21 protein-coding genes are annotated in these 22395 nt (G+C 66.7%); 12 read left to right on the top strand and 9 right to left on the bottom strand.

What is annotated here, in order from left to right:
* Positions 1 to 37 precede the first annotated feature (37 nt).
* The 9 genes from AC1DWU_RS14310 (at position 38) to AC1DWU_RS14270 (ending at position 7266) form a co-directional block, all read left to right on the top strand.
* On the top strand, positions 38 to 586 hold the full coding sequence (locus tag AC1DWU_RS14310; RefSeq protein ID WP_477150664.1) for an SRPBCC domain-containing protein: 549 nt from the start codon (positions 38 to 40) through the stop codon (positions 584 to 586).
* Between the two features lie 5 nt (positions 587 to 591).
* Positions 592 to 1401 carry an alpha/beta fold hydrolase gene (locus tag AC1DWU_RS14305; RefSeq protein ID WP_477150663.1) on the top strand — a complete coding sequence of 270 codons (810 nt, stop codon included), beginning with the start codon at positions 592 to 594 and terminating at the stop codon, positions 1399 to 1401.
* Between the two features lie 12 nt (positions 1402 to 1413).
* On the top strand, positions 1414 to 1758 hold the full coding sequence (locus AC1DWU_RS14300) for an ArsR/SmtB family transcription factor (RefSeq protein ID WP_477150662.1): 345 nt from the start codon (positions 1414 to 1416) through the stop codon (positions 1756 to 1758).
* Between the two features lie 26 nt (positions 1759 to 1784).
* Positions 1785 to 2456, top strand: a complete 672-nt coding sequence (locus AC1DWU_RS14295; RefSeq protein ID WP_477150661.1) for an SRPBCC domain-containing protein — start codon at positions 1785 to 1787, stop codon at positions 2454 to 2456.
* Positions 2453 to 2953, top strand: coding sequence for an SRPBCC domain-containing protein (locus tag AC1DWU_RS14290; RefSeq protein ID WP_477150660.1), 501 nt, complete (start codon positions 2453 to 2455; stop codon positions 2951 to 2953). Before AC1DWU_RS14295 ends, AC1DWU_RS14290 begins: the two co-directional genes overlap by 4 nt.
* The gene (locus AC1DWU_RS14285) at positions 2950 to 3384 is read left to right on the top strand and encodes a YdeI/OmpD-associated family protein (RefSeq protein WP_477150659.1); all 435 of its coding nucleotides are present in this window, start codon (positions 2950 to 2952) and stop codon (positions 3382 to 3384) included. Before AC1DWU_RS14290 ends, AC1DWU_RS14285 begins: the two co-directional genes overlap by 4 nt.
* Before the next feature lie 247 nt (positions 3385 to 3631).
* Entirely contained in the window at positions 3632 to 4432 is an 801-nt protein-coding gene (locus AC1DWU_RS14280) for an alpha/beta fold hydrolase (RefSeq protein ID WP_477150658.1), read from the top strand.
* Between the two features lie 196 nt (positions 4433 to 4628).
* On the top strand, positions 4629 to 6452 hold the full coding sequence (recQ, locus tag AC1DWU_RS14275; RefSeq protein WP_477150657.1) for a DNA helicase RecQ: 1824 nt from the start codon (positions 4629 to 4631) through the stop codon (positions 6450 to 6452).
* Between the two features lie 40 nt (positions 6453 to 6492).
* Positions 6493 to 7266: an N-acetyltransferase family protein gene (locus AC1DWU_RS14270; protein WP_477150656.1), complete on the top strand. Its 774-nt coding sequence runs from the start codon at positions 6493 to 6495 to the stop codon at positions 7264 to 7266.
* Between the two features lies 1 nt (position 7267).
* Here AC1DWU_RS14270 and hrpB read toward each other — a convergent pair whose 3' ends face one another.
* The 4 genes from hrpB to AC1DWU_RS14250 all read right to left on the bottom strand — a co-directional run bounded on the left by hrpB (position 7268) and on the right by AC1DWU_RS14250 (position 14648).
* Positions 7268 to 9712 carry an ATP-dependent helicase HrpB gene (gene hrpB / locus AC1DWU_RS14265; protein WP_477150655.1) on the bottom strand — a complete coding sequence of 815 codons (2445 nt, stop codon included), beginning with the start codon at positions 9710 to 9712 and terminating at the stop codon, positions 7268 to 7270.
* 80 nt (positions 9713 to 9792) lie between these two features.
* A complete protein-coding gene (locus AC1DWU_RS14260) occupies positions 9793 to 10677 on the bottom strand; it encodes a PAS domain-containing protein (protein ID WP_477150654.1) in 885 nt (294 codons plus the stop codon).
* A 70-nt stretch (positions 10678 to 10747) separates the two neighbouring features.
* The gene (locus tag AC1DWU_RS14255) at positions 10748 to 13252 is read right to left on the bottom strand and encodes a sensor domain-containing protein (RefSeq protein WP_477150653.1); all 2505 of its coding nucleotides are present in this window, start codon (positions 13250 to 13252) and stop codon (positions 10748 to 10750) included.
* 151 nt (positions 13253 to 13403) lie between these two features.
* Complete coding sequence (locus AC1DWU_RS14250) at positions 13404 to 14648, bottom strand: aminopeptidase (protein ID WP_477150652.1); 1245 nt, start codon at positions 14646 to 14648, stop codon at positions 13404 to 13406.
* Between the two features lie 71 nt (positions 14649 to 14719).
* Here AC1DWU_RS14250 and AC1DWU_RS14245 point away from each other — a divergent pair, with 71 nt between their 5' ends.
* Positions 14720 to 14974 carry a hypothetical protein gene (locus tag AC1DWU_RS14245; RefSeq protein ID WP_477150651.1) on the top strand — a complete coding sequence of 85 codons (255 nt, stop codon included), beginning with the start codon at positions 14720 to 14722 and terminating at the stop codon, positions 14972 to 14974.
* A gap of 117 nt (positions 14975 to 15091) precedes the next feature.
* Positions 15092 to 16009, top strand: coding sequence for an NADP-dependent oxidoreductase (locus AC1DWU_RS14240; protein ID WP_477150650.1), 918 nt, complete (start codon positions 15092 to 15094; stop codon positions 16007 to 16009).
* A gap of 127 nt (positions 16010 to 16136) precedes the next feature.
* Here the strand turns inward: AC1DWU_RS14240 and ppk2 are convergent, their stop codons facing one another.
* The 5 genes from ppk2 to AC1DWU_RS14215 form a co-directional block, all read right to left on the bottom strand.
* Positions 16137 to 17060, bottom strand: a complete 924-nt coding sequence (ppk2, locus tag AC1DWU_RS14235) for a polyphosphate kinase 2 (RefSeq protein WP_477150649.1) — start codon at positions 17058 to 17060, stop codon at positions 16137 to 16139.
* A 100-nt stretch (positions 17061 to 17160) separates the two neighbouring features.
* Positions 17161 to 18924 (bottom strand): adenylate/guanylate cyclase domain-containing protein, encoded by a 1764-nt coding sequence (locus AC1DWU_RS14230; protein ID WP_477150648.1) that lies wholly within the window; start codon positions 18922 to 18924, stop codon positions 17161 to 17163.
* Positions 18925 to 19004: 80 nt separating this feature from the next.
* Positions 19005 to 19415 carry a cupin domain-containing protein gene (locus AC1DWU_RS14225; protein ID WP_477150647.1) on the bottom strand — a complete coding sequence of 137 codons (411 nt, stop codon included), beginning with the start codon at positions 19413 to 19415 and terminating at the stop codon, positions 19005 to 19007.
* A 179-nt stretch (positions 19416 to 19594) separates the two neighbouring features.
* Positions 19595 to 20431, bottom strand: a complete 837-nt coding sequence (locus AC1DWU_RS14220; protein WP_477150646.1) for a phosphoenolpyruvate hydrolase family protein — start codon at positions 20429 to 20431, stop codon at positions 19595 to 19597.
* Positions 20432 to 20439: 8 nt separating this feature from the next.
* The gene (locus AC1DWU_RS14215) at positions 20440 to 21627 is read right to left on the bottom strand and encodes a Tm-1-like ATP-binding domain-containing protein (RefSeq protein WP_477150645.1); all 1188 of its coding nucleotides are present in this window, start codon (positions 21625 to 21627) and stop codon (positions 20440 to 20442) included.
* A 112-nt stretch (positions 21628 to 21739) separates the two neighbouring features.
* Between AC1DWU_RS14215 and AC1DWU_RS14210 the strand changes: the two genes are divergently transcribed.
* On the top strand, positions 21740 to 22372 hold the full coding sequence (locus AC1DWU_RS14210) for a TetR/AcrR family transcriptional regulator (protein WP_477150644.1): 633 nt from the start codon (positions 21740 to 21742) through the stop codon (positions 22370 to 22372).
* Positions 22373 to 22395: the final 23 nt, after the last annotated feature.

Below are 22395 nucleotides of genomic sequence, written 5' to 3'. Positions count from 1 at the left end.
TATTCAACCAATAAGTTATCAACTGAAGGGTTGAGCAATGGACTGCGTTGAACTCACCGGTGCCCCACCGACCAAGGTGTCGACCATCACCACTCCGGCCAATGATCCGGTGATCGTGATCGCCCGCAGCTTCGAGGCGCCGCGCGCCCTGGTCTGGCGCTGCTACACCGAGCCTAAGCACCTCGTACATTTCTGGGGCCCCAAGGGCGCCACCAATCCAGTCAGTGAAGTCGACCTCCGCGTCGGCGGTGCCTGGCGACAGGTGATGCGCTTCGGCTCCGGCAATGAGTACGGCTACACCAGCGCCTATCTCGAAATCTCCCCGGTCGACCGGCTGGTCTGGCGTGATGCGCCCGACAGTTACCGCTTCGGCGACGACTTGCCGCCGGCCGTCATGGTCACCGAGATGCTCCTCGCCGAGCAGGGCGGCCGCACCAGCGTCACCGTCACCGTCCGCTTCACTTCGCTGCTCGCCCGCGACGAGGCCGTCAAGCAGGGCTTCGCGACCACCGTCAGCCAGGGCAGCGACAAGCTCGACCTCTACCTCTTCACCCTCAGCGCCACCGCGGCGTTCCAGCAGGAGTAATCGCCATGAACACCTTCACCTCCAGGGACGGCACCAGGATCGCCTACGACGTGCGCGGTTCCGGTCCCGCCGTCATCCTGATCGACGGTGCGTGGTGCGGCCGCAACATGGGCCCGATGCCCAAGCTCGCGCCGCTGCTGGCCCCGTATTTCACCGTCTACAACTACGATCGTCGCAGCCGCGGCGACAGCGGCGTCTCGACCGACTATTCGCCCGACCGCGAATACGAGGATCTTGCCGCGCTGATCGACATCGCCGGCGGCTCCGCCAGCCTCTATGGCACCTCGTCCGGCGCCGCGCTGGCCCTGTTCGCCACCGCCCGCGGCCTGCCGGTCGATCGCCTCGCCCTGTTCGAGCCTCCCTTCACCGACGTGCCCGGCGGCAAGCCGATGCCCAAGGGCTACCAGGCGGAAGTCGAGCGTCTCGTCGCCGGAGATCGCCGGGCGGACCTCGCCAAGTTCTTCATGGTCAAGATGATCGGCATGCCTGCGATCATGATGCCGCTGATGCGGCTCAACCCCGCGTGGAAGGCGATGCTGCACAACGCCCCCAGCCTGCCGCACGACACCGCTGTCATGGAGGGCTACGGCTTCCCCACCGACGTCGCTCGCTCCATTCGCGTGCCGACCATCGTCATGAGTGGCGACAAGACCTTCAAGCAATTGAAGGAGCCGGTGCGCCTCGCTCGCGAGACCATCCCCGGCGCCCGCTTCGCCTCGCTGCCCGGCCAGAGCCACGACGCGGCAGCCGAGATCGTTGCCCCCGTGCTGATCGACTTCTTTACCGGCGCCGACGCCATCCGCTTCGCCGCCTGAGGACCAACGAGAATGACCGACCACCTGTCCACCACGCTATCCGCACTCGCCGACCCGACCCGCCGCGGCATCCTCGCCCGGCTGTCGCTGGGCGAGGCGACGGTCAGTGAACTGGCCGAGCCCTACGACATGTCGATGGCGGCCGTGTCCAAGCACCTAAAGGTGCTGGAAAAGGCCGGCCTGATCTCCCGCGGCAAGGAAGCCCAGTGGCGTCCCTGCAAGCTCGAGGCGGCCCCCATGGCGGAGGTCGCGGACTGGGTCGAGAACTACCGCCGCTTCTGGGAAGAAAGCCTCGATCGCCTCGGCGATTACCTGGCCGAACTACAGAAGGGCGACCCCGGCGGCTCCCGGAACTAGCCCGGGGCCGTCAGGCCGAAACAACAATGCAGCGACCCAAGGTCATAGCGCTCTCGGACTACCGCCGGCAGCGCGACGGCGAAGCCTTGCGCCGATTGGGGCAGGGCGCCGGAACGGAACACTGGTTCGTACTTTACTGGCGATATTGGCAAGAAAGCCTCGATCGCCTCGACGCCTACCTGATGCAACTCAAGGAGCTGAAAATGGCACTCGACAACCTCAAGATCGAAGCCCCGGCGAACGAGCCCATCGTCATTGCCACTCGTGACTTCGCCGCCCCCCGCGCCCTGGTCTGGAAGGTCATGACCCAGCCGGAGCACGTCGCTCGCTGGTGGGGTACCGACGGCCAGAAGAATGTCATCACCTCGTTCGATGTCCGTCCCGGTGGCAAGTGGCGCGTCGAGTCCCACGACCCCAGCGGCAACGTCTACATCTTCATCGGCGAGTACCGCGAGGTGAAAGAGCCGGAGAAGTTCGTCTGGACCTTCGGCATGGAGAACATGTTCGTCGGCAAGGTTGTGGTCGAGACCCACACCTTCGAGGAAGACGGCGCGATCACGCATTACAAATCAGTCTCCAACTACGACAACATCGGAGATCGCGACGGCATGGTCGCCTCGGGCATGGAGGTCGGGATGCGCCACGGCTTCATGGTCATGGACCAGCTCCTCGCCGAACTGCAGGAAACCGCGAAATGATCGACTCGCTTGCCGCCACGCCCTCCGATCGCCGGCTCGAACTCGAGCGCGAGTTCGATGCCCCGCGCGAGCTGGTCTGGATGGCCTTCGCCGATCCCTATCATCTCAGCCAGTGGTGGGGTCCGAAGGGCTACACCAACCCGGTCTGCGAGATCGATCTGCGCGTCGGCGGCAAGTGGCACAACGTCATGCGGGCGCCCGACGGCAAGGAGCTGCCGACCGACAGCGTCTTCATCGAGGTGACGCCGCCCGAGCGGATCGTTTACCGCAACGCAGCGGCCGATCCGAAGATCTTCGGCGACAACCCGCCGCCGAGCTTCGTCCGCGTCATCACCCTCCACGACATCGGCAACGGCCGCACCCGGCTGACGCTCAACGCCTATTTCGACACCGCCGACCAGAAGGACGCCGTCGTTCGCCGCGGCTTCCGAGAAGGCACCGAACAGAGCTTCGACAAGCTCGCTGCACACCTCGCCACCGTTGGAGAACCCAGATGAAGTTCACCACCACCATCCTGCAGTCCGGCAACAACACCGGCATCATCGTGCCATCGGCGGTGCGCGACGAGCTCGGCGGCGGCAAGAACCCGCTGGTCGTCGTCACCCTCGCCGGCCACACCTGGCGCAGCAAGGTCGCCACCATGGGCGACAAACTGCTCGTCGGCGTCAGCGCTGAGATCCGCGGCATCACCGGCGTAAAAGGCAGCGAGACCCACGAGGTCGAGCTGACCCTCGACGACCAGCCCCGCGTCGTCGAAGCCCCGGGCGACCTGCAGGCCGCCCTCGACGTCGACCCCGTCGCGCTGGCCGCCTGGAACAAGCTGGCCCCCAGCCACAAGAAGGCCCACGTCACCGCCATCGAAGGCGCCAAGGCCCCCGAGACGAGGCTCCGCCGCGTCCAGAAAGCCATCGAAATGCTGACGACCTAACCCACCGGCCTCTCCCCGATCCTCCCCCGCGTGGCGGGGGAGGGGGACCAGCGAAGCTGGTGGAGGGGGCGGCCAAAACCTCAGTGATCACCCTCCACCAACCCGCACTCCCGCGGGACCGGCGGAGCCATATCCAACCCGGAGACTTCCAATGCTACGCCGAACCGTCCTTGCCATCGCCGTCCTCGCCAGCTTTGCTCTCGCGTCGCCGGTTACTTCATCGATTGCCCAACAAGGAGTTGCTCCCATGCCCACCCCCACCAAGTCCGGCTACGTTCCCGTCAACGGCGGCAAGGTCTACTACGCCACCTATGGCAGCGGCGCCCCGCTGGTCCTGTTGCACGGCGGCCTGATGACGATCGAGACTTTCGGCCCCGTCCTCCCCGCCCTCGCCAAAACCCACGAGGTGATCGCAATCGAGGCGCAGGGCCACGGCCGCACCGGCCCGCTCGACCGCCCGATGAGCTTCGACAACATGGCCGCCGATGTCGCCGAGGTCATCAAGTCGCTCGGCTACGACAAGGTCGACGTCGTCGGCTACTCGATGGGCGGCACCATCGGCCTCCGCCTCGCGCTCGCTCACCCCGAGCTGGTCAAGCGGCTGGTCATCGCGTCGGCCCCCTTCGCCTTTGCCGGCTGGCACGACTACAATCAGCAGGGCATGCGCGGGCTCAACGCGAGCCTCGCCGAAGGCATGAAGGGCACGCCGCTCTACGAAGCCTTCGCAGCCGTGAACCCCGACCCCGCGACCAATTTCCCCAAGCTGCTCGACCAGATGCAGTACATGGGCAAGGACTATGACTTCTCGGCCGAAATCCCCAACCTCAAGGTCCCCACCCAGCTGGTCTACGGCGACTGGGACGCCGTCCGCACCAGCCACGCCGCGAAGTTCTTCGAGCTGCTCGGCGGCGGCCTGCAGGATGCCCTGTGGGACAGCTCGGGCATGAACCAGAACCGCCTCGCCATCCTCCCCGGCGTCACCCACTACACCATGATGACCTCACCCAAGCTCGCCGAAACCGCCCTCGCGTTCATCGACGTGAAGTGACGGAAAGGCCGGCGGGTGAGGCACCGTCCCCGCCCACCCACCGGCCCCCAACCTCCCCCTCGACGGGGAAGCAAGCGTAGCTTGTGAGCGCAGCGAACTAGCGAAGCTCGGAGGGGGCGCGCGATGAGCGCCGGCGCCCCCTCACATTCTTAACAAACCCTTGACCCCACCCCCCGGGTCCCGGCTCTATGCCGCCATGCTTGAGTCGCTCTTCGACACGCCGGCGCGCGACCCCGCTGAAATCCTGCGTACCGTATTCGGTCACCAGAGTTTTCGGGGCCAGCAGGAGGACGTTGTTCGCCACGTTACCAGTGGCGGCGATGCGGTGGTGCTGTTCCCCACCGGCGCCGGCAAGTCGATGTGCTACCAGCTGCCGGCCCTGGCGCGCCCTGGCGTCGGCATCGTCGTCTCGCCGCTCATCGCCCTGATGCGCGATCAGGTCGAGGCGCTGAAGCAGGCCGGCGTCAACGCCGCGACGCTCAACTCCTCGATCTCGTCCGAGGAATCCTCCCGCACCTTCCGCGATCTCAAGTCCGGCAAGCTCGACCTGCTCTATGTCGCGCCCGAGCGCCTAGTGCTTCCCGGCTTCAAGTCGATGATGCAGGGCGTACCGATCTCGCTCATCGCCATCGACGAGGCGCATTGCGTTTCGCAATGGGGCCACGACTTCCGCCCCGAATATCGCGAACTCGCCTCGATCGCCGCCGATTATCCCGGCGTGCCGCGCATCGCGCTCACCGCCACCGCCGACCCAACCACCCGCGACGATATCATCGAGCGGCTCGGCCTCACCGATGCCCGCATCTTCACCACCAGCTTCGATCGCCACAACATCAGCTACTCGATCGTCGAACGCGACAACGCCCGCTCGCAGCTGAAGAGCTTCCTCGCCCGCCACAACGGCAGCTCCGGCATCGTCTACTGCCTCAGCCGCGCCAAGGTGGACTCGACCGCCGAGTGGCTGAACAAGGAGGGCATCCGTGCGCTGCCCTACCACGCCGGCATGAATGCCCGCGACCGCGCCGCCAACCAGGACGCATTCCTGAAAGAGGACAGCCTCTGCCTCGTCGCCACCGTCGCCTTCGGCATGGGCATCGACAAGCCCGACGTGCGTTATGTCGCCCACATGGACCTGCCGTCCTCGATTGAGGCCTACTACCAGGAGACCGGCCGCGCCGGCCGCGACGGCCTGCCGGCCGAAGCCTGGATGTGCTACGGCATGGCCGACGTGGCGCAGCGCCGCCGCATGATCGACGAGGGCAACGCCCCCGACGAAGTGAAGCGCGTCGAGCGCCTGAAACTCACCGCGCTGCTCGCCGTCTGTGAAACCCCGGAATGCCGCCGCAAGGCCATCCTCGCCCACTTCGGCGAAGCGCATCCCGGCCAGTGCAACAACTGCGACACCTGCCTCGTGCCGGTCGAAACCTGGGACGGCTCGGACGCCGCCATCAAGGCCATGGCCGCGGTCTACCGTACCGGCCAGCGCTTCGGCGCCGGGCACATCATCGATGTGCTGATGGGCAAGGTCACCGACAAGGTCACCCAGTTCAGTCATCAGGACCAGCCGGTGTTCGGGCAGGGCAGGGACCTCGACCAGCGCTCCTGGCAATCGGTGCTCCGCCAGCTAACTGCCATGGGCCTGATCATCGTCGACCACGCCTTCGGCGCCCTGCACCTCACCGAGGAATCCCGCCCCGTCTTCAAGGGCGAGCGCAAGATCACCCTCCGCCGCGACCGCCCGCGTAAAGCCACCGAAACTCGCCGTGCCCTGCAGAACGCCGTGGCGCTACCGCCCGCGGCTCAGTCCCTCTTCGAGGCGTTGCGTTCAGAACGCGCCGCCATCGCCAAATCCCAGGGAGTGCCGCCCTACGTCGTGTTCCACGACACGACGCTCCGCGCCATGGCCCTGGAACGCCCGCAGACGATGACAGAGCTGGGCACCATCAACGGCATCGGCGAGAGCAAGCTGAAGCGCTACGGGGCGGAGTTTTTGGCGGTGTTGCGAACGGCCGGGCCGTAAGGTCTGTTGTTAGTGTGCCGGTTCTGCTGAGGAGGAGCCTGTGCAGGCCAGATGCTTCGAGTGCGGTACCCTAATCGAGGCCGCAACTGCCGATGCCGTCGAGGACGCCTTCGTCGCGCATGGCACCGAGGTGCATGCGTGGTCCTACCCCGAGCAGGCGGTCCGCAACTATGCCCGCAACTTCGCCGAAGCGGTGGACCGGCTCGGCGGCGACACCGAGCGGCTGCCCGAGATCGGGGAGGTGTCCGTGCATGCGGTCACCACCGACCGCATCGACGACTGGCTGCGCTACTTCGATCACGACGCCTTCGCCGGTAATCCGGACTGGGCCTCCTGCTATTGCCTCGAACCGCATATTCCGGCGCCACCCGAAATGCCGGAGCGCCCGTGGCGCCAGTCCCGAGCAACCCTCGCCGAACGCTTCCGCGGTGGCGGCACCTTCGGCTATCTCGCCTACGTCGATGGCCGGCCAGCCGGTTGGGTCAACGCCTCGCTGCGCGCCGACTATGGCCTCTATCGCGATGTCGATCCGGCGGGGCCGGAGCCAGCCCGGGTCATCGGTGTCTCGTGCTTCGTCATCGCCCCGCCATATCGGCGGCACGGCATTGCGTCTGCTCTGCTCGATCGCGTGATTGCCGACGCGGCCGAACGCGGCGCCGGCTGGGTCGAGGCCTACCCGCACAATACCCCGGAGCAGAACGACGCCGGCCACTTCCGCGGCCCGCGTTCGCTCTACGAAACCCGCGGCTTCGAGCCGACGGTGGTGAGAGAGCGCTATACTGTGCTGCGCTTGGCGGTCGCGCCCGGGCGCTAGCTCAAGTCCCCCGAGGCTTCGCCCGTGCGGTGGCCGCCGCTTCCAGCGGGTTCTCCGGCCAATAGTGCCGCGGATACCGCCCCTTCAAATCCTTCGCCACATCCTTCCAGCTCCCCCGCCAGAACCCCGGCAAATCCCGCGTCGTCTGGATCGGCCGATGCGCCGGGCTCAGCAGTACCAAAAGCAGCGGCACCTTCCCACCTGCAACACTCGGATGCCGGTCCAGCCCGAAGAGCTCCTGCACCCGCACCTCCAGGGCCGGCCCGTTCTCCGCCCCGTAGTCGATCGGCAGATGCGATCCCGATGGCGCATCGAAATGCGAAGGCAGCAACCGTTCGATCTCCTGCCGCCGCGCCCACGGCAGCAGCCCCTCGAGCGCCCCGCCCAGGTCGTCCGCCCCGATCTCCGCCAGCGCCGTCTTGCCGGTGATCGAAGGCACCAGCCAGCCCATATCCGCCGCCAGCCCCGTATCCGACAGGTCCGGCCACTCCTCGCCGAGCGTCGCCCGTAGATAGCTCGCTCGCTCCCGCAGCGCCTTCTGCTCCTTGGTCCACGGCAACACGCCGACCCCAAGCCCAGCGATCCCCTCCGCCAGCGCCCCCGCCGCCGCCAGCGGATCGGAAATCGCCACCGGCGCCTCATCCAGCCGCAGCGCCCCGAGCCGCCGCACACGTCGGGCCCGCACGCTGCGCGAAGCGCGATCGAACGCCATCGCCACCTCGTCGACGATCTCGCCGGCGAACAGTTCCTCGATCGTCGCCCGCTCGATCGCCGCCGCCGCCCGGATCCGGCCCGTCGCCGCCGCGCCGGTGATGTCGGTCACCACAAGATATGGCGCGCTCGCCAGCCCGTCGCTCTCCTCGAGGCTCGCCTGCCGCCCGTTGGCCAGCCGGAACCGTCCCCGCGCGCCCGCCTGCTGCGCCACGCGATCCGGGTAAGCCCGTGCCAAATGCCGTCCCACCTCGCCGCCGGAACCAGTGTTGCCGACCATCCCGGCCCAGCGCCGCGCCAGCCCATGCGCTTCGTCGGCCCGCTTGCCGCGCTCGCGCCCGAACCGCTCGAGCCGGTGCGTCAGGTCAGTGCCATCGCCGCCCAGCCCGCGCTCGCCGATCAGCACCGCCAGTTGCGCCGCCGTCAGCGCGTCATCTTCCTCCGCCGCCCGATGGATCATGTGCCCCAGCCGCGGATGCAGCGGCAGCCGCGCCAGCGCCTTGCCCTCCGCGGTGATCCGCCCGTCATCGCCCAGCGCCTCGAGCCCCTTCAGCAGCCCCACCGCCTCGTTCCAAGCCGGCCCCGGCGGCGGATCGAGAAACCTCAGCTGCGCCGGATCACTCACGCCCCAGCCGGCAAGGTCCAGCGCCAGCCCAGAAAGGTCCGCCTCCAGCATCTCCGGCGCATCGAACGCCATGAGCGCCGCGTTCTGCCCCTCGCCCCACAACCGGTAGCACACCCCCGGCTCGACACGCCCCGCACGCCCCCGCCGCTGATCCGCCGAGGCCCGCGACACCTTCCGCGTTTCGAGCACCGATAGCCCAGTCGCCGGCTCGTAGGCCGGCGCACGCCTGAGCCCGCTATCGACGACGATCCGCACCCCCTCGATGGTCAGCGACGTCTCGGCGATCGACGTCGCCAGCACCACCTTGCGCCGCCCGTTCGGTGCCGGCTGCACCGCGCGATCCTGCTCCTCCGGCGTCAGCTGACCGTAAAGCGGCGCCATATCCACATCCGCCGCGACTCGGCCGGCGAGCCGCTCCGCCACCCGCCCGATTTCGGCTTGCCCGGGCAAGAACACCAGCGCCGAACCCGGCTGCGCCCGCAGCGCCTCCAGCACCACGCTCGTCACTTGATCCTCGATCTTCAAAAGCGGATCGCGGTCGCGCCAGATCGTCTCCACCGGAAACGCCCGCCCCTCCGAGACGATCACCGGCGCCCCGTCGAGCAGCTCTGCCACCCGCGCCCCGTCGATCGTCGCCGACATCACCAGCACCCGCAGGTCGTCGCGCAACGCCGCCGCATCGAGCGCCAGCGCCAACCCGAGGTCGGCGTCGAGGCTCCGCTCATGGAACTCGTCGAACAGCACCGCGGCGATGCCCCTGAGCTCCGGATCATCAAGGATCATCCGGGTGAACACCCCCTCGGTCACCACCTCGATCCGCGTGCGCTTCGTCACCTTGGTATCGAGCCTGACGCGATAGCCGACCACGCCGCCAACTTCGTCATCGAGCGATTGCGCCATCCGCCGGGCTGCGGCGCGCGCCGCCAGCCGCCGCGGCTCCAGCATCACGATCCTGCCGTCACCCCGCCACGGCGCATCGAGCAGCGCCAGCGGCACCCGCGTCGTCTTACCGGCCCCGGGCGGCGCCACCAGCACTGCATAGGGTCCAGCCTCCAGCGCGGCCGTCAGCCGGGGCAGGGCCTCATCGATGGGGAGGGGCGGCAGCTTCATGCCGCTTCAATCGGGGAAAAGGGCGTATGACGCAAGCCGGTGCGGGGGTCCACAGCCACCGGCCCCTCAACTCAGCCCCGTCAGCTCACGTTCTTCAGCATATCGAGCAGTGAGCCGTCGAAGTCCTCGACGGGCGCGGGTGCGGGGCCGGCGCGCTTGGTGGTGGCAATCTCCGACCACCCCACGACAACCGTAATGCCACCGACCTTGCGATCGGCCACGTACCAGGGGGTCAGCACAGTCGCGAATTGCACCGCCGCGCCGCTGGTCGGGCTGGCGAAGGTCCGCCGGGTCTTCACGGTCTGCCCCTTCAGCGCCGCCTCATACTCGGCGATCTGCTCGGGCGGCGTATCGGGGAACAACTGGGCGATGGTCTTGCCGATCACCTCGCGCCGCTCGACGAAACGGTGCGCCTTCAGCCAGTACACGGAGCAGTCGAGCACGCGGAGCTTCTCGTCCAGCACGGCGATCGGCGCCGGCATGTCGGCGACCAGGTCCTGCACCAGCTTCAGCCGGCCCTGCACCTGCAGCTCACGCTCCATGTCCTGTGTCACGTCGCGACTGGCGCCGAACAGCTCGATTACCCGGCCGTCGCGCACCCGCAGGTCGGCGATGGTCTCGATCATCCTCAGCGCGCCGTCGCGCCGCTCGATCCGCAGCCGGCAGCGAAAGCCGCGCCGGTCCTGCAGTGCCTGGGCGATCAGCGTCAGCAGCTTGCCGCGATCTTCAGGCACATAGAGCTTCACCATGTCCTGCAGCGGCACCGACCCATCGGCCACGAGGCCGTACATTTCGGCGACCCGCTCCGACAGCACTACCGTGCCCGGGAAGATCACTTTCCACTGTCCGTAGCCCTCGTGCAGCTCATAAAGCTGGAGCGCGCGGTCCGCGTCGGTCAATGCCGGAATGGGTTCCACGTCAGCCAGCGACTGCGATGAGGAGGCGATCAACTGCTTGTCGAACATAGGGGTCCGTAACGGGCAGGAATGGTGGCAGCCGAAAGCTAGCCTTGCGGCAGTTAAGTATTGGTTCGTATCAGCCGTGCTGGCGCTGCTCTGCGGCGGTCCGCGGCTGCGCCACCAATCCGGTCTCGGCCAGGCGGCGCGCCTGGGCCTGCGGCAGCGGCCGGCTGAACAGGTAGCCCTGCGCTTCGTTGCAGCCCTCGGCGCGCAACATCAGCAGCTGCTCCCAGGTCTCCACCCCCTCGGCCGTCACCCGCGTCTTCAGCGACCGCCCCAACCCGATGATCGCCCGAACGATGGCCGCAGAGTCCTCGGCGCCCGGCAGGTCGGCGACAAACGAGCGGTCGATCTTGATCTTGTCGAAGGCGAAGCGGCGCAGATAGCTCAGCGACGAGTAGCCGGTACCGAAATCGTCCAGCGCCACCCTGATGCCCATGCGGTGCAGTTCCTCGAGCGCCGCCAGCGCCTCCGCGCTCTCGTCGAACAGCACGGACTCGGTGATCTCGAGCTCCAGCCGCTCCGGCGCCAGACCGGTCTGCTCCAGGGCGGTGGCCACCGCCTGTACCACCGCGCGGTTGCGGAACTGCGCCGGCGACAGGTTCACTGCCAGCGACACGGTCTCCGGCCAGCGGGCCGCTTCCGCACACGCCTGCTGCAGCACGAACGCCCCGATCGCGTCGATGATCCCGCTTTCCTCGGCCAGCGGGATGAACACCATCGGCGACACCGAGCCTCGCCCCGCGCAGTCCCAGCGCAGCAGCGCCTCGAAGCCGGTCAACCGGTTGCTGCCGATATCGATCTGCGGCTGGTACACCACCGACAGCTCGCCGCGCCCCAGCGCCAGCGACAGGTCGCGCTTCATCTCGCGCCGCGCTCGGAGCTCCTGGTCCATGGCCGGCTCGAAAAAGCGGTAGTCCCGGCCCTTGTCGCTCTTCACGCGATACAGCGCCACGTCGGCATATTGCAGCAGGCTGTCCGCATCGCGCCCATCTCGCGGCGCAATCGCAATGCCGATGCTGGCGCCGACGCTCACCGTTTCGCCGTCGATCTCGAACGGCGTCGCCAGCGCCGCGAGGATCGCCTGCGCGGTGGCGGCGGCGTCCTCCGGCTGGCTCACTTCCAGCAGCAGCGCAAATTCATCGCCGCCCAGCCGCGCCACCAGGTCGCGCTCGCCGGCACAGCGGTTGAGCCGTCCGGCCACCTCGCGCAGCAGCATGTCGCCGGCCAGGTGCCCGAGCGTGTCGTTGACCAGCTTGAAATCGTCGAGGTCGATCGACAGCACCGCCAGCGTGATCCCGTTGAGCAGCTTGAGCAGCGCCAGGTCCATGCCTTCCTGGAAGTGCATGCGATTGGGCAGGCCGGTCAGCGTGTCGTGCCGCGCCAGATAGTCGAGCCGCGTAGCGCTGGCCACGACTTCGGCCTCATTCTGCTTGGCCTCGGTGACATCGCTCGATAGCGCCAGCAGTCGCGCCACATTGCCGTCGCCGTCGAGGATCGGCGAAATCGAGATATCCCACCAGCGCGGCTTGCCCTTGGCGGTTGGGCCGAACAGCGTGCGCCGCGCCGTCTCGCCCTGCAGCGCCGCGGCGATCGCCGCCTGGATAGCCCGCCTCTCCTCGCTCGGCCAGAACCGCTCGAACGGGAGCCCCTTGATCGCCTCGAAGTCGTCGACCTCCATGATCCGGATGCCCGGGCCATTCATGAAGATCAGCCGGCCCTCCTTGTCGAGCACCTCCATGGCCATGTTGCTCGCCTCGAGGATCGAGCGCGCGAACGCTTCGCTTTCCCGCAGCGCCGCCTCGGCCATCCGTCGGTCGTGAATGTCCTCCAGCGTGCCATACCAACGCAGGATCCGGCCCAGCTTGTCGCGGCGGGGCGATGCGCGCGCCCGCATCCACCGGTATTCGCCGCTCTTGAGCCGGATGCGATAGGTGAGATCTACGGGATCGCCGCTCTGGAGCGAGCGGGTCCATTCGGCGATGGTCGGCGCCAGGTCGTCCGGGTGCAGTGCATTGGCCCAGCCTTGGCCCAGCGTCCCCTCGGCATTGAGTTCCACCATCTCGAGCCAGCGTGGCCCGAACTCGATGATGTTGCCCTCCGGGTCGGCCAGCCACATCACCTCGGGGTTGAGATCCACCGCCGTGCGATAGTGATCCTCGCTCTCGCGCAGTGCCTGTTCGGCGAGCGTGGTCCGCGTCACGTCCTGCACGATGACCTGCACTTCGTCGGGGCCGAGCGGGAAATGCGCCGCGCTGAACTGCAGGGTCAGGTCGCCGTCGGGGAGGCCGCGAAACCGGAACGTCCCGGATTTGCCGCTCCGCAATGCTGCATGCAGCCGCCGCCGCACCCGCGCTCGATCCGACGGATGCAACCTTGCCAGCATGTCGGTCAGCGGCACGCCCTGGTTGCTGGCCGCCTCGCCGATGCCGGTGGCCGGGTGAAAGACCCGGTCAGTCACCCCGCGCCAGGTCCACACGGAAATGCCGGTCGCACTGCCGATCTGCCGCAGCGTCTCGGCGGCAGCCTCTGCGCTCCGTCCTCGCGGCGCGTCCGTCGACGCAGTGCCTCTGTTGCGCATGCGATCCTCAGCCTCGGCCGCATGCTAAGCAGTGAAGTCGGCCAAAAGATTAATCGCATCAACGGATCGGGGGCGAATGACCACCGCCGCACCGGCAACTTCCCCGGTGGTTAAGGTTCGCTGAATGTAGTCCTCAGCAAACCTATGTATCTCAGGCCCACTCGCCCTTGCGCATAACGGGCACTTTGCTGCCGTCTGCTTTGATACCGTCGATGTCGATCTTGTCCGAGCCGATCATCCAGTCGATATGGATCAGGCTCTTGTTGCCACCGCGCTTGGCGATCTCGTCGGGGCTCATCTTCGTGCCGTTGACGAAGCAGTCGGCATAGCACTGGCCCAGCGCGATGTGGCACGCGGCATTTTCGTCGAACAGCGTGTTGTAGAACAGGATGCCGCTTTTCGAGATCGGCGACGAATGCGGCACCAGCGCCACTTCGCCCAGCCGGCGCGAGCCCTCATCGGTATCGAGCACCTTCTGCAGCACCGCCTCGCCCTTCGACGCCTTGGCCTCGACGATCCGCCCGCCTTCGAACTTCACCTCGATATCGGCGATCAGCGTGCCGTTATGGCTCAGCGGCTTGGTCGAGCGCACATAGCCCTCGACGCGCTGGCTGTGCGGCGTCGTGAACACTTCCTCGGTCGGGATGTTCGGGTTGCAGGTGATGCCGTTCTTCGCTTCCGACGCGCCGCCCTTCCAGCGATGCTCGTCAGCGAGCCCGATGGTCAGGTCGGTGCCCGGCCCGGTGTAGTGCAGCGAGGCGAACTGCTGCCCGTTCAGCCAGGTCCAGCGCTCCTTCAGCTTGGCGTTATGCGCCTTCCACGCGCCGATCGGATCCTCGACATCCACCCGGCTTGCCGCAAAGATCGCGTCGGCCAGCTTCTTCACCGCCACGTCCTCGGCGTCGTCCGGGAACACCAGCTTGGCCCAGCTGGCATTGGGGTACGACACGATGTTCCAGTTGATGTCGAAGCCGGTGATTTTCTCCAGCGCCGGCTTGTAGGCCATCGACGTTGCGCGGTTGGCGCGCGCCACCTTGGACGGGTCTTCGTTCGCCAGCATCATCGGGTTGTCGCCCGAAATCGCCAGCCGCGCCGCGTTGCCGTCGAACGCCTTGGCCATGCCCTCGAACAGCCAGCCCGGCGCCTTGTCGAAGCTGGCGTCGGCCGCATGGCGATAGCGGTTCAGCGTGATCTCCTCATCCGAAAAGATCGGCTGCACCACGCCGGCACCCGCCTTGTAGGCGTGCTCGGCGATCTTGCGCACCAATGGCAGCGCCGCCATCGGCGCGGTCAGGACCAGGTCTTGTCCGGGCTGGAGCTGAAGCCCCACCTTGATCGCGACTTCCGCGAGCTTGTCGAGTTTGACGGGGTCGATGGGGGAGTTGCCCAGAGCCATTGGAAAACCTTCGCAATAATTGAGGGACGACTGTTACCCCTCGCTTCCGCTGCCTTCAAGCAGGCCAGTTGGTGAAGGTCGTCATCCGCCGCCTCGATCCGCGTCTCGACCCCAAACTGCCACGCCCGCATGGCGGCGAGCCGATCCACCGCCTCGTCCTCGGGCCTTTGCCCGCCGATCCGCGTCCAGTCCATGTCCATCTCCTGTGGTTCTCACAGCGGATGGTCGAGCTGGTTCCCGGGGAATCGACATTTGACGCCGCGCAATCGGCATCCGGTTGGCGCGGGCGAGGCCATTCGAGCAACAACACCTACGCCCGGGCGTAGGGTGTGGGTGTCCGCTTCCGGCCCGAAGCGGACGTTCATTTGACGCTCCCGGCAGCCCCAGATCGGCATATACACGAAGTCGAATCCGCTGAGATAGATGACGAGGAGATAGCTCCAATGCGGGCGATCGTGGTCACGGACCAGGCCGCAGGAACGGCCGGGATGAAGCTGGTGGAGCGACCCGCGCCGCGGGCAGCGATAAATGACGTCGTCGTTCAGGTTCATGCGTCAGGGTTCGTCCCGACTGAGCTGACGTGGCCCTCGACTTGGACCGATCGCGCCGATCGTGAACGGACGCCATCGATCCCAGGGCACGAGGTGGCCGGAGTGGTCACTGCCCTCGGTTATGGCACGACGGGGCTGTCGGTGGGACAGCGGGTGTTCGGCCTCGCGGACTGGCATCGCGACGGCACGCTGGCTGAGTATGTGGCCGTCGAGGCGCGTAACCTCGCGCCGCTACCGGGCGACCTCGACTTCACAGCGGGGGCGAGCCTGCCGATCTCTGGCCTGACCGCGTGGCAGGGACTCTTCGAGCACGGCCGCCTACGCGCGGGGCAGAGCGTCCTCGTGCACGGCGCCGCTGGCGCGGTCGGGTCAATGGTGGCGCAGCTCGCTCGTGAGTTCGGCGCCTATGTCATCGGCACCGGTCGCGCGGCCGACCGTCAGAAGGCGCTCGACTACGACGCGCAGGAGTTCGTCGATCTGGAGAACGATGTCCTGGAAGACATCGGCGGAGTCGATCTGGTGTTCGACTTTATCGGCGGCGACATCGGGAAGCGGTCCGCGGGCCTGGTTCGAGCCGGAGGAACACTGGTGTCCATTGTCGGGCCGGCCGAGGCGCGGCCCGCCGATGGTTTGGCGATCGACTTCGTCGTCGAGTCCGATCGTGGCCAACTGACACAGATCGCGCAGCGGGTGCGAGATGGTCGGCTGCGAACGAACATCGGCAACGTCTCGACCCTCGATGACGCCGTCGCCGCCTTCAACCCGACCGAGCGACGCACAGGGAAGACGATCATCCGCGTTCGTCAGTGAGGGCGTCGCATGATGCGAAGGGTGGATGTGCCCTGCTAGCGCACAGCGGGCACTGACGGATGACCGCGTCTGGCGCATAGCGGACGCAGGCGCCGACACCTGAGGTAAGGGCGTGGGGTCAACCCCCTCAGTACGTCTCCGGCACATAAAGCTCCGGCTTCACCGCGTGCCGCACATAATCCGCATGCCGCACGCGCGCCGGCAGCTCAACTTCCTGCTTGGGCACATCCTCGTAGTTCACCTGGCTCAACAAGTGCGCGATGCAGTTGAGCCGCGCCCGCTTCTTGTCCACCGCCTGCACCACCCACCACGGCGCTTCCGCCGTATGCGTGCGATCGAACATCTCTTCCTTGGCCTTGGTGTATTCTTCCCAGTGCACCCGGCTTTCGAGGTCCATGGGTGAGAGTTTCCACTGCTTCAGCGGGTCATGCAGCCGCATCTGGAAGCGGAATTCCTGTTCTTCGTCGGTGATCGAGAACCAGTATTTGACGAGAATGATGCCCGAGCGGACCAGCATGCGTTCGAACTCCGGCACGGTGCGGAAGAACTCCTCGAGCTCGTCCGGCGTACAGAACCCCATCACCCGCTCGACGCCCGCCCGGTTGTACCAGGAGCGGTCGAACAGCACCATTTCGCCCGCCGTCGGCAGGTGCGGCACGTAGCGCTGGAAATACCACTGGTGCCGCTCGCGCTCGGTCGGCGCCGGCAGTGCCACGACGCGCGCCACGCGCGGGTTCAGCCGCTGCGTCACCCGCTTGATGGCGCCGCCCTTTCCGGCGGAGTCGCGGCCCTCGAAGATCACCACCATCTTGAGCTTCTTGTAAGCCACCCAGTCCTGCAGCTTCACCAGCTCATGCTGCAGCCGGAACAGCTCGCGAAAATACACCTTGCGGTCGATCGTATCGGCCGCCGGACCCTGCATGCCCTCGGCGACCAGCTCGTCAAGCCGGTCGTCCTCCATCTGCATTTCCAGCTCTTCGTCGAAATCGTCGGCGATCGCCTGCTTGATCCGCTCGAGTTCGGCCGGCGTCTTGGTCTCTTGGTCGTTCATCGTGGGCACCCATGGATTGCTAGCGGGAGGGGTGCCCGTTCCATATGAAGCTATTGTGACCGTATGCCGGGCCTTGGCCCGCGGGCGCCTTTTGGCGTGATTATTCCTCGGCCAAGCCCGCCAGACGTAGCCCTTGGAGCATCGCTTCCAGCCGCGACGCATCCTTCTGCGGCTGCGCAGCCCATACCCGGGCCACCGTGACACCCGGCGACAATCGCTTCAGTGTTGCGAGGTGGCGCTTCGCCTCGTCCATCCGCCCCAGATGCGCGTTTGCCGCGACCAGCATCCAGTAAGTGCAGACGAAGCTCGGATTGGCCGAAACCGAGCGCTTCGCCCAGTTCAGCGATTCCTCGTAGTTACCCTTCACCAGTTGCGCGTGCGCAATTGCCGTCAGCGGCCAGTGCGCGCCGTCGAGGCTGGGGCTGAGCCGGATGGCGTGCTCGCTGAAGGCGATCGCGTCATCGAGATTGCCGAGGTGCAGGTGGGTGATGCCGGCAAAGATCATCACCGTCAGGTTGTTCGGGTTGGTCTCCACCGCGCGCTGCGTCAGCACCAGCCCGCGATCGTAGTCGCGCAGGTTATGGATCAGCATCATGGAACTGAGCGACAGCGCCACCGCGTCGTCGCGCGCATTGGCCAGCGCCCGCTCCACCAGCTCGATGCCCAGCGCGGTGTCGTCATTGCCGATCGCCGGCCAACCCATGGTCGAGCGGTGCAGCATGGCGTTGCCGGCATAGACTAGGTAGGTCGGGTTGTTCGGCTCGAGGTCGATCGCTCTGAGCAGCAGCGCGATCGCCTCGGCATTGGCGTCGCGCGTCTGCGACAGGTGCATCGGCAGCGCCCGCAGATAGAGGTCGTACGCCTCGACGCTGTCCGGCCGCTCTCGCCGCGAGCGCTCGATCTCGGCCCAACGAATGGTCGGTTCCACCAGCGACGCCACCTTGCTGGTGATCTGGTCCTGGAACTCGAACACGTCGTCCAGCTTGCCGTCGAACTTCTCGGCCCAGAGGTGTGCGCCCGTCGCCGCGTCCACCAGCTGCGCGGTGATCCGCAGCCGATCCTTGGCCCGCCGAACACTGCCTTCGAGCACGTAGCGCACCCCCAATTCGCGCGCCACCTGCCGCACGTCGACAGCGCGGCCCTTGTAGACGAAGCTCGAATTGCGGGCGACCACCGCGAAATCGCGGAACCGGCTCAGCGCGGTGATGATGTCTTCCACCACCCCGTCGGCGAAATACTCCTGCTCGGCATCGCCGCCCATATTGGCGAACGGCAGCACGGCGACCGATGGCCGCCGCGGCGTCACCGGGCCGAATTCCGGCGATTTCGTGCTGCGGGCGTTGCCAGTCACCACCTCGAACACCCGCACTGGCCGCGCGATGTTCTTCAGCTCTCGTTCGCCCAGGTCGCGAAACCCGGTCTTCATCCGGTCGCGAACTTCCTCAAACACCTTGCTCGAAACGTAGACCCCGCCCGGCTCGGCAATCTGCTGCAGCCGCGCCGCGACATTGATGCCGTCGCCGTAGATGTGGGCGTCGTCGTGCACCACGTCGCCCTGGTTGACCCCGACGCGGAAGATCATCCGCTTCTTGACCGGCACGTCGGCGTTCCGCTCCGCCATCAGCGCCTGCATGGCGACGGCGGCCTCCACGGCGCCCACGGTGCTGCTGAACTCCGCGACGATGCCATCGCCGGCGAGGTCGACGACGCGACCGCCATAGCGCTGGAGCAACTGCAGTACTGCCGTCTGATGTCCCTTCAGCGCAGCGACGGTGCCGGACTCGTCAGCGCCGATCAGGGCGCTGTATCCCGCTATGTCCGCACACAACACCGCCACCAGGCGGCGAGACAAAACTTGTTCCATTTCCGCTTCCTAGGCGGAGTCTCCGCGCCCTGTCGAAGGGTAAAGCGTGGCAGTGTTACTTGGAAGTGGAAACGTTAGCACTACTCTCCCTTCGGGATTAGCCGAAAATCCGGCAAATCGCGCAATCCGAGCTCCGGTCCGGCCGGCGAATAGACCACGAACAGCTGCATCGGTCCGGTCCCGGTATTGAGCGTCGAGTGGAATCGGTCCTCCGGCACGAACACCGTGCACCCGGGCCCCACCTTCTGCACCACCGGCACGCCCTCGGGCGTCTCCACCATCTGCTCGCCCTCGCCCGAGATCACGAAGATGATCTCCTCGGCCCCCGGATGGTTGTGTCGGCTATGCCCCTGGCCCGGCGGCAGATCCACCACCCCGCCCGAAAACCGCTTCGCCCCATTCACCTCCGGCGCCACGGTGAGCGACAGCTTTCCCCAATCGAACCCGAACGCGCTGACATCGCGCGGATAGACGAAGTTGTTCTCGGTCATTGTTCCTCCTCCAAATCGGGGCTCCCCACCCCCCACCCTTGATCCCTCCCCGCAAGGGGGAGGGAGACGACTGCTAGCGCCCCACGCTCCACCCTCCCCCTTGCGGGGAGGGTAGCGCCGCTAGGCCCAACGGGCCGTAGCAAAGCTAGGGTGGGGGGCGTTACGCTCAAACGCCCGGGTTACGCCCCCGTCCGCAACCCCTTGAAGCTCTCCACCTGCGCCTTGATCGCCACCTCCACCGGCAGCCGCTCCATCGAGCTCGCGCCATAGAACCCATGGCACCCCTTCACCCGGTCGAGGATGAACCTCGCATCCTCCGGCATCGAAATCGGCCCGCCGTGACACAATACGATCACATCGCCTCGCACCCCGCGCGCCGCCGCCGCGATCGCCTCGACCTCACCGGCGCATTGCTCCAGCGTCTTCGCCGCCTTGGCCCCGATCGCTCCGCCGGTCGTTACCCCCATATGTGCGACGATGATATCCGCCCCGGCTTTGGTCATCGCCACCGCCTCGTCGGGATTGAACACATACGGCGTCGTTAACAGGTCCAGCTTGTGCGCCTCGGCGATCATGTCCACCTCGAGCCCATAGCCCATGCCGGTCTCCTCGAAACTCACCCGCATCACCCCATCGAACAGCCCGATGGTCGGGAAGTTCTGAACCCCCGAGAACCCCATGGCTTTGAGCTCCGCCAAAAACTGCGGCATCAAGACGAACGGGTCCGTCCCGTTCACCCCCGCCAGCACCGGCGTGCGCTTCACCACCGGTAGCACCTCGCGCGCCATGTCCTTGACGATCTCGTTGGCGTTGCCGTAGGCGAGCAGCCCCGCCGCCGAGCCGCGCCCGGCCATGCGATAGCGCCCCGAATTGTAGATGATGATCAGGTCGATGCCGCCGGCCTCCTCGGCCTTGGCCGAAATACCGGTGCCGGCCCCGCCGCCCACGATCGGCTGCCCGCGGGCCACCATATCGTGGAATTTCCTGAGGATTTCGGCGCGCGCGATGGCAGCCATGCTGTCTCCTATGACGTGATTTCCTGAAAGGCGCGCACTGCCGCCTCGGCGAAGCTGGGATCGTTGATATGGCAGTCGAGCCGGATCAACTGCCGGTTGTCGCCCCACTGCACGGTCCGCTCGATCGCATCGAACAGCTCGGCATCGGCTTCCGCATCGCGGAACGCGCCACCCTCGATATCGAGCGCCGAGACCCCGCGCAGCGGAATGAGGAACCGCACCGGCCCGATGGCAGCATTGAGCTTGCCGCCGATCCATTCCCCGATCGCCCGGCACTCGTCGACACTCGTGCGCATCAGCGTCACGTTGGCGTTGTGCGAGTAGAGCAGGCGGTCCGCATAGTGCGCTGGTACCGTCTCGGGCGCCCAGAAGTTGACCATGTCGCACGCCCCGACCGAGCCGACATAAGGCACCGGTCGCCGCGAGATGCAGTCGAGCCGCTCGGGCCCGGCCGGCAGCACGCCGCCGAGCAGATAGTCGCAGACTTCGGTCGTGGTGACGTCGATCAGCCCGCCGACGAGGCCGGAATCGACCAGCATTTCCATGGTCTTGCCGCCCGTACCCGTGGCGTGAAAGACCAGCGGCTCGACGGCCCCGGTCAGCAACTCGACGATCTGCGTCACCGCCGGCGTCGTCACCCCGAACATGGTGAGCCCCACGGCCAGTTTGGTGGAGGGTTCCACCATCGTCGGATTGGCGCTCATGGCCACGACAGCGAGCGCTGCGTTCGACAAGATAACACGTGATATCCGGTTGAGCCCGGCCAGGTCCGTAACCGAGGGCATCATCACGATGTCGCTCACCCCGACATAGGGCCCGACATCGCCCGAGGCGAGGGTGGACACCATCACTTTCGGCAGCCCGATCGGCAGTTTGCGCATGCCGGCGGTGACAATCGAGGTGCCGCCACCACCGCCGATACCGACCATTCCCCCGATGTCATCACGTGTTATGACAAACCGTGCGAAGGCCTCCGCCATCCCGGCCACGGCGACGCCGCGATCGTTGCCCTCCAGCAGGTCCGGCGCGCCGAACTTAGCAACCTCGGCCGCGCCGACCTCGGGCGGGATCGTCGGCGCGCGCGTCCCCACGTCGACCACCAGCGGATCGGCGCCAAGCGCGCGAATTCTCTCCGCGAGGAAGGCAAGTTCCTCGCCCTTTGTGTCGGCTGTCCCGACCACGTAGATGCGCTTCATCGCACCCCTCCCGACACCGTTTCAGGTCACCCCGTCGATGCTCTCGCCGCCATGTCATGGCAGAGCCCCGCCGCCATTGCAAAGCATTTTGAGATGTGCGTATCATTTCGATATGGACGTCTCACAGCCCAATGAGCAGCAGAGTTCCGAGCCGAAAGGCGCCCGTGCGCGCACTCGCAAACTCATGCTCGAGACCGCCATCGCCCTGATGCAGAACGGCCAGACCCCGTCCGTCAGCGACGTCGCCGAGGCAGCCCAAGTGTCGCGCGCCACCGCCTATCGCTATTTCCCGAGCCAGGCCGCCCTGGTCCACGCCGTGGTCGACGAAGGCCTCGGCCCAATCCTCAACTGGAAGAGCGCCAGCGAGGATCCTGAGACCCGCGTCCTCGACCTGCTCGCGCTCACCATGCCGCGCGTCGCCGAGTTCGAGGCAACCTTCAAGGCGGCCCTGAAGCTGTCGCTCGAGCAGTGGGCGCAGCGCCGCGCCGGTACGCTCGGCGCCGAACCGCCGTTCAAGCGCGGCCATCGGGTCGAGCTGCTGCAAATGGCGATAGCGCCGCTCAAGAATAAATTGCCAGACGCCAAGTTCCAGCGACTCGCCAAGGCGTTGTCCCTGGTCTACGGTCTGGAAGTCCTCATTGTTCTCAAAGACTTGTGGGGGCTTGAGTTTGACGAGACTACGGAAGTCGCGACCTGGGCAGCCACCGCGCTAGTCCGCGCTGCCGTCGCGGAGTCCGCTGCCTGAGCCGGCGAGGGAAACTATTTTCC

The sequence above is a fragment of the Devosia sp. P2_G7 genome, from assembly GCF_056403495.1.
Note: the sequence above shows the minus strand (reverse complement) of the source record. Positions and strands in the feature narration are given on the sequence as shown.

Bases quoted from the DNA above. Each gene is read 5' to 3' on its own strand.
- AC1DWU_RS14215 (WP_477150645.1), bottom strand. From the start codon at position 21,627: ATGAAGCGCATCTACGTGGTCGGGACAGCCGACACAAAGGGCGAGGAA.
- hrpB (WP_477150655.1), bottom strand. From the start codon at position 9,712: ATGAAGCTGCCGCCCCTCCCCATCGATGAGGCCCTGCCCCGGCTGACG.
- AC1DWU_RS14290 (WP_477150660.1), top strand. From the start codon at position 2,453: ATGATCGACTCGCTTGCCGCCACGCCCTCCGATCGCCGGCTCGAACTC.
- AC1DWU_RS14255 (WP_477150653.1), bottom strand. From the start codon at position 13,252: ATGCGCAACAGAGGCACTGCGTCGACGGACGCGCCGCGAGGACGGAGC.
- AC1DWU_RS14260 (WP_477150654.1), bottom strand. From the start codon at position 10,677: ATGTTCGACAAGCAGTTGATCGCCTCCTCATCGCAGTCGCTGGCTGAC.
- AC1DWU_RS14225 (WP_477150647.1), bottom strand. From the start codon at position 19,415: ATGACCGAGAACAACTTCGTCTATCCGCGCGATGTCAGCGCGTTCGGG.
- ppk2 (WP_477150649.1), bottom strand. From the start codon at position 17,060: ATGAACGACCAAGAGACCAAGACGCCGGCCGAACTCGAGCGGATCAAG.
- AC1DWU_RS14285 (WP_477150659.1), top strand. From the start codon at position 2,950: ATGAAGTTCACCACCACCATCCTGCAGTCCGGCAACAACACCGGCATC.
- AC1DWU_RS14295 (WP_477150661.1), top strand. From the start codon at position 1,785: ATGCAGCGACCCAAGGTCATAGCGCTCTCGGACTACCGCCGGCAGCGC.
- AC1DWU_RS14230 (WP_477150648.1), bottom strand. From the start codon at position 18,924: ATGGAACAAGTTTTGTCTCGCCGCCTGGTGGCGGTGTTGTGTGCGGAC.
- AC1DWU_RS14250 (WP_477150652.1), bottom strand. From the start codon at position 14,648: ATGGCTCTGGGCAACTCCCCCATCGACCCCGTCAAACTCGACAAGCTC.
- AC1DWU_RS14310 (WP_477150664.1), top strand. From the start codon at position 38: ATGGACTGCGTTGAACTCACCGGTGCCCCACCGACCAAGGTGTCGACC.
- AC1DWU_RS14300 (WP_477150662.1), top strand. From the start codon at position 1,414: ATGACCGACCACCTGTCCACCACGCTATCCGCACTCGCCGACCCGACC.
- AC1DWU_RS14210 (WP_477150644.1), top strand. From the start codon at position 21,740: ATGGACGTCTCACAGCCCAATGAGCAGCAGAGTTCCGAGCCGAAAGGC.
- recQ (WP_477150657.1), top strand. From the start codon at position 4,629: ATGCTTGAGTCGCTCTTCGACACGCCGGCGCGCGACCCCGCTGAAATC.
- AC1DWU_RS14280 (WP_477150658.1), top strand. From the start codon at position 3,632: ATGCCCACCCCCACCAAGTCCGGCTACGTTCCCGTCAACGGCGGCAAG.
- AC1DWU_RS14240 (WP_477150650.1), top strand. From the start codon at position 15,092: ATGCGGGCGATCGTGGTCACGGACCAGGCCGCAGGAACGGCCGGGATG.
- AC1DWU_RS14220 (WP_477150646.1), bottom strand. From the start codon at position 20,431: ATGGCTGCCATCGCGCGCGCCGAAATCCTCAGGAAATTCCACGATATG.
- AC1DWU_RS14305 (WP_477150663.1), top strand. From the start codon at position 592: ATGAACACCTTCACCTCCAGGGACGGCACCAGGATCGCCTACGACGTG.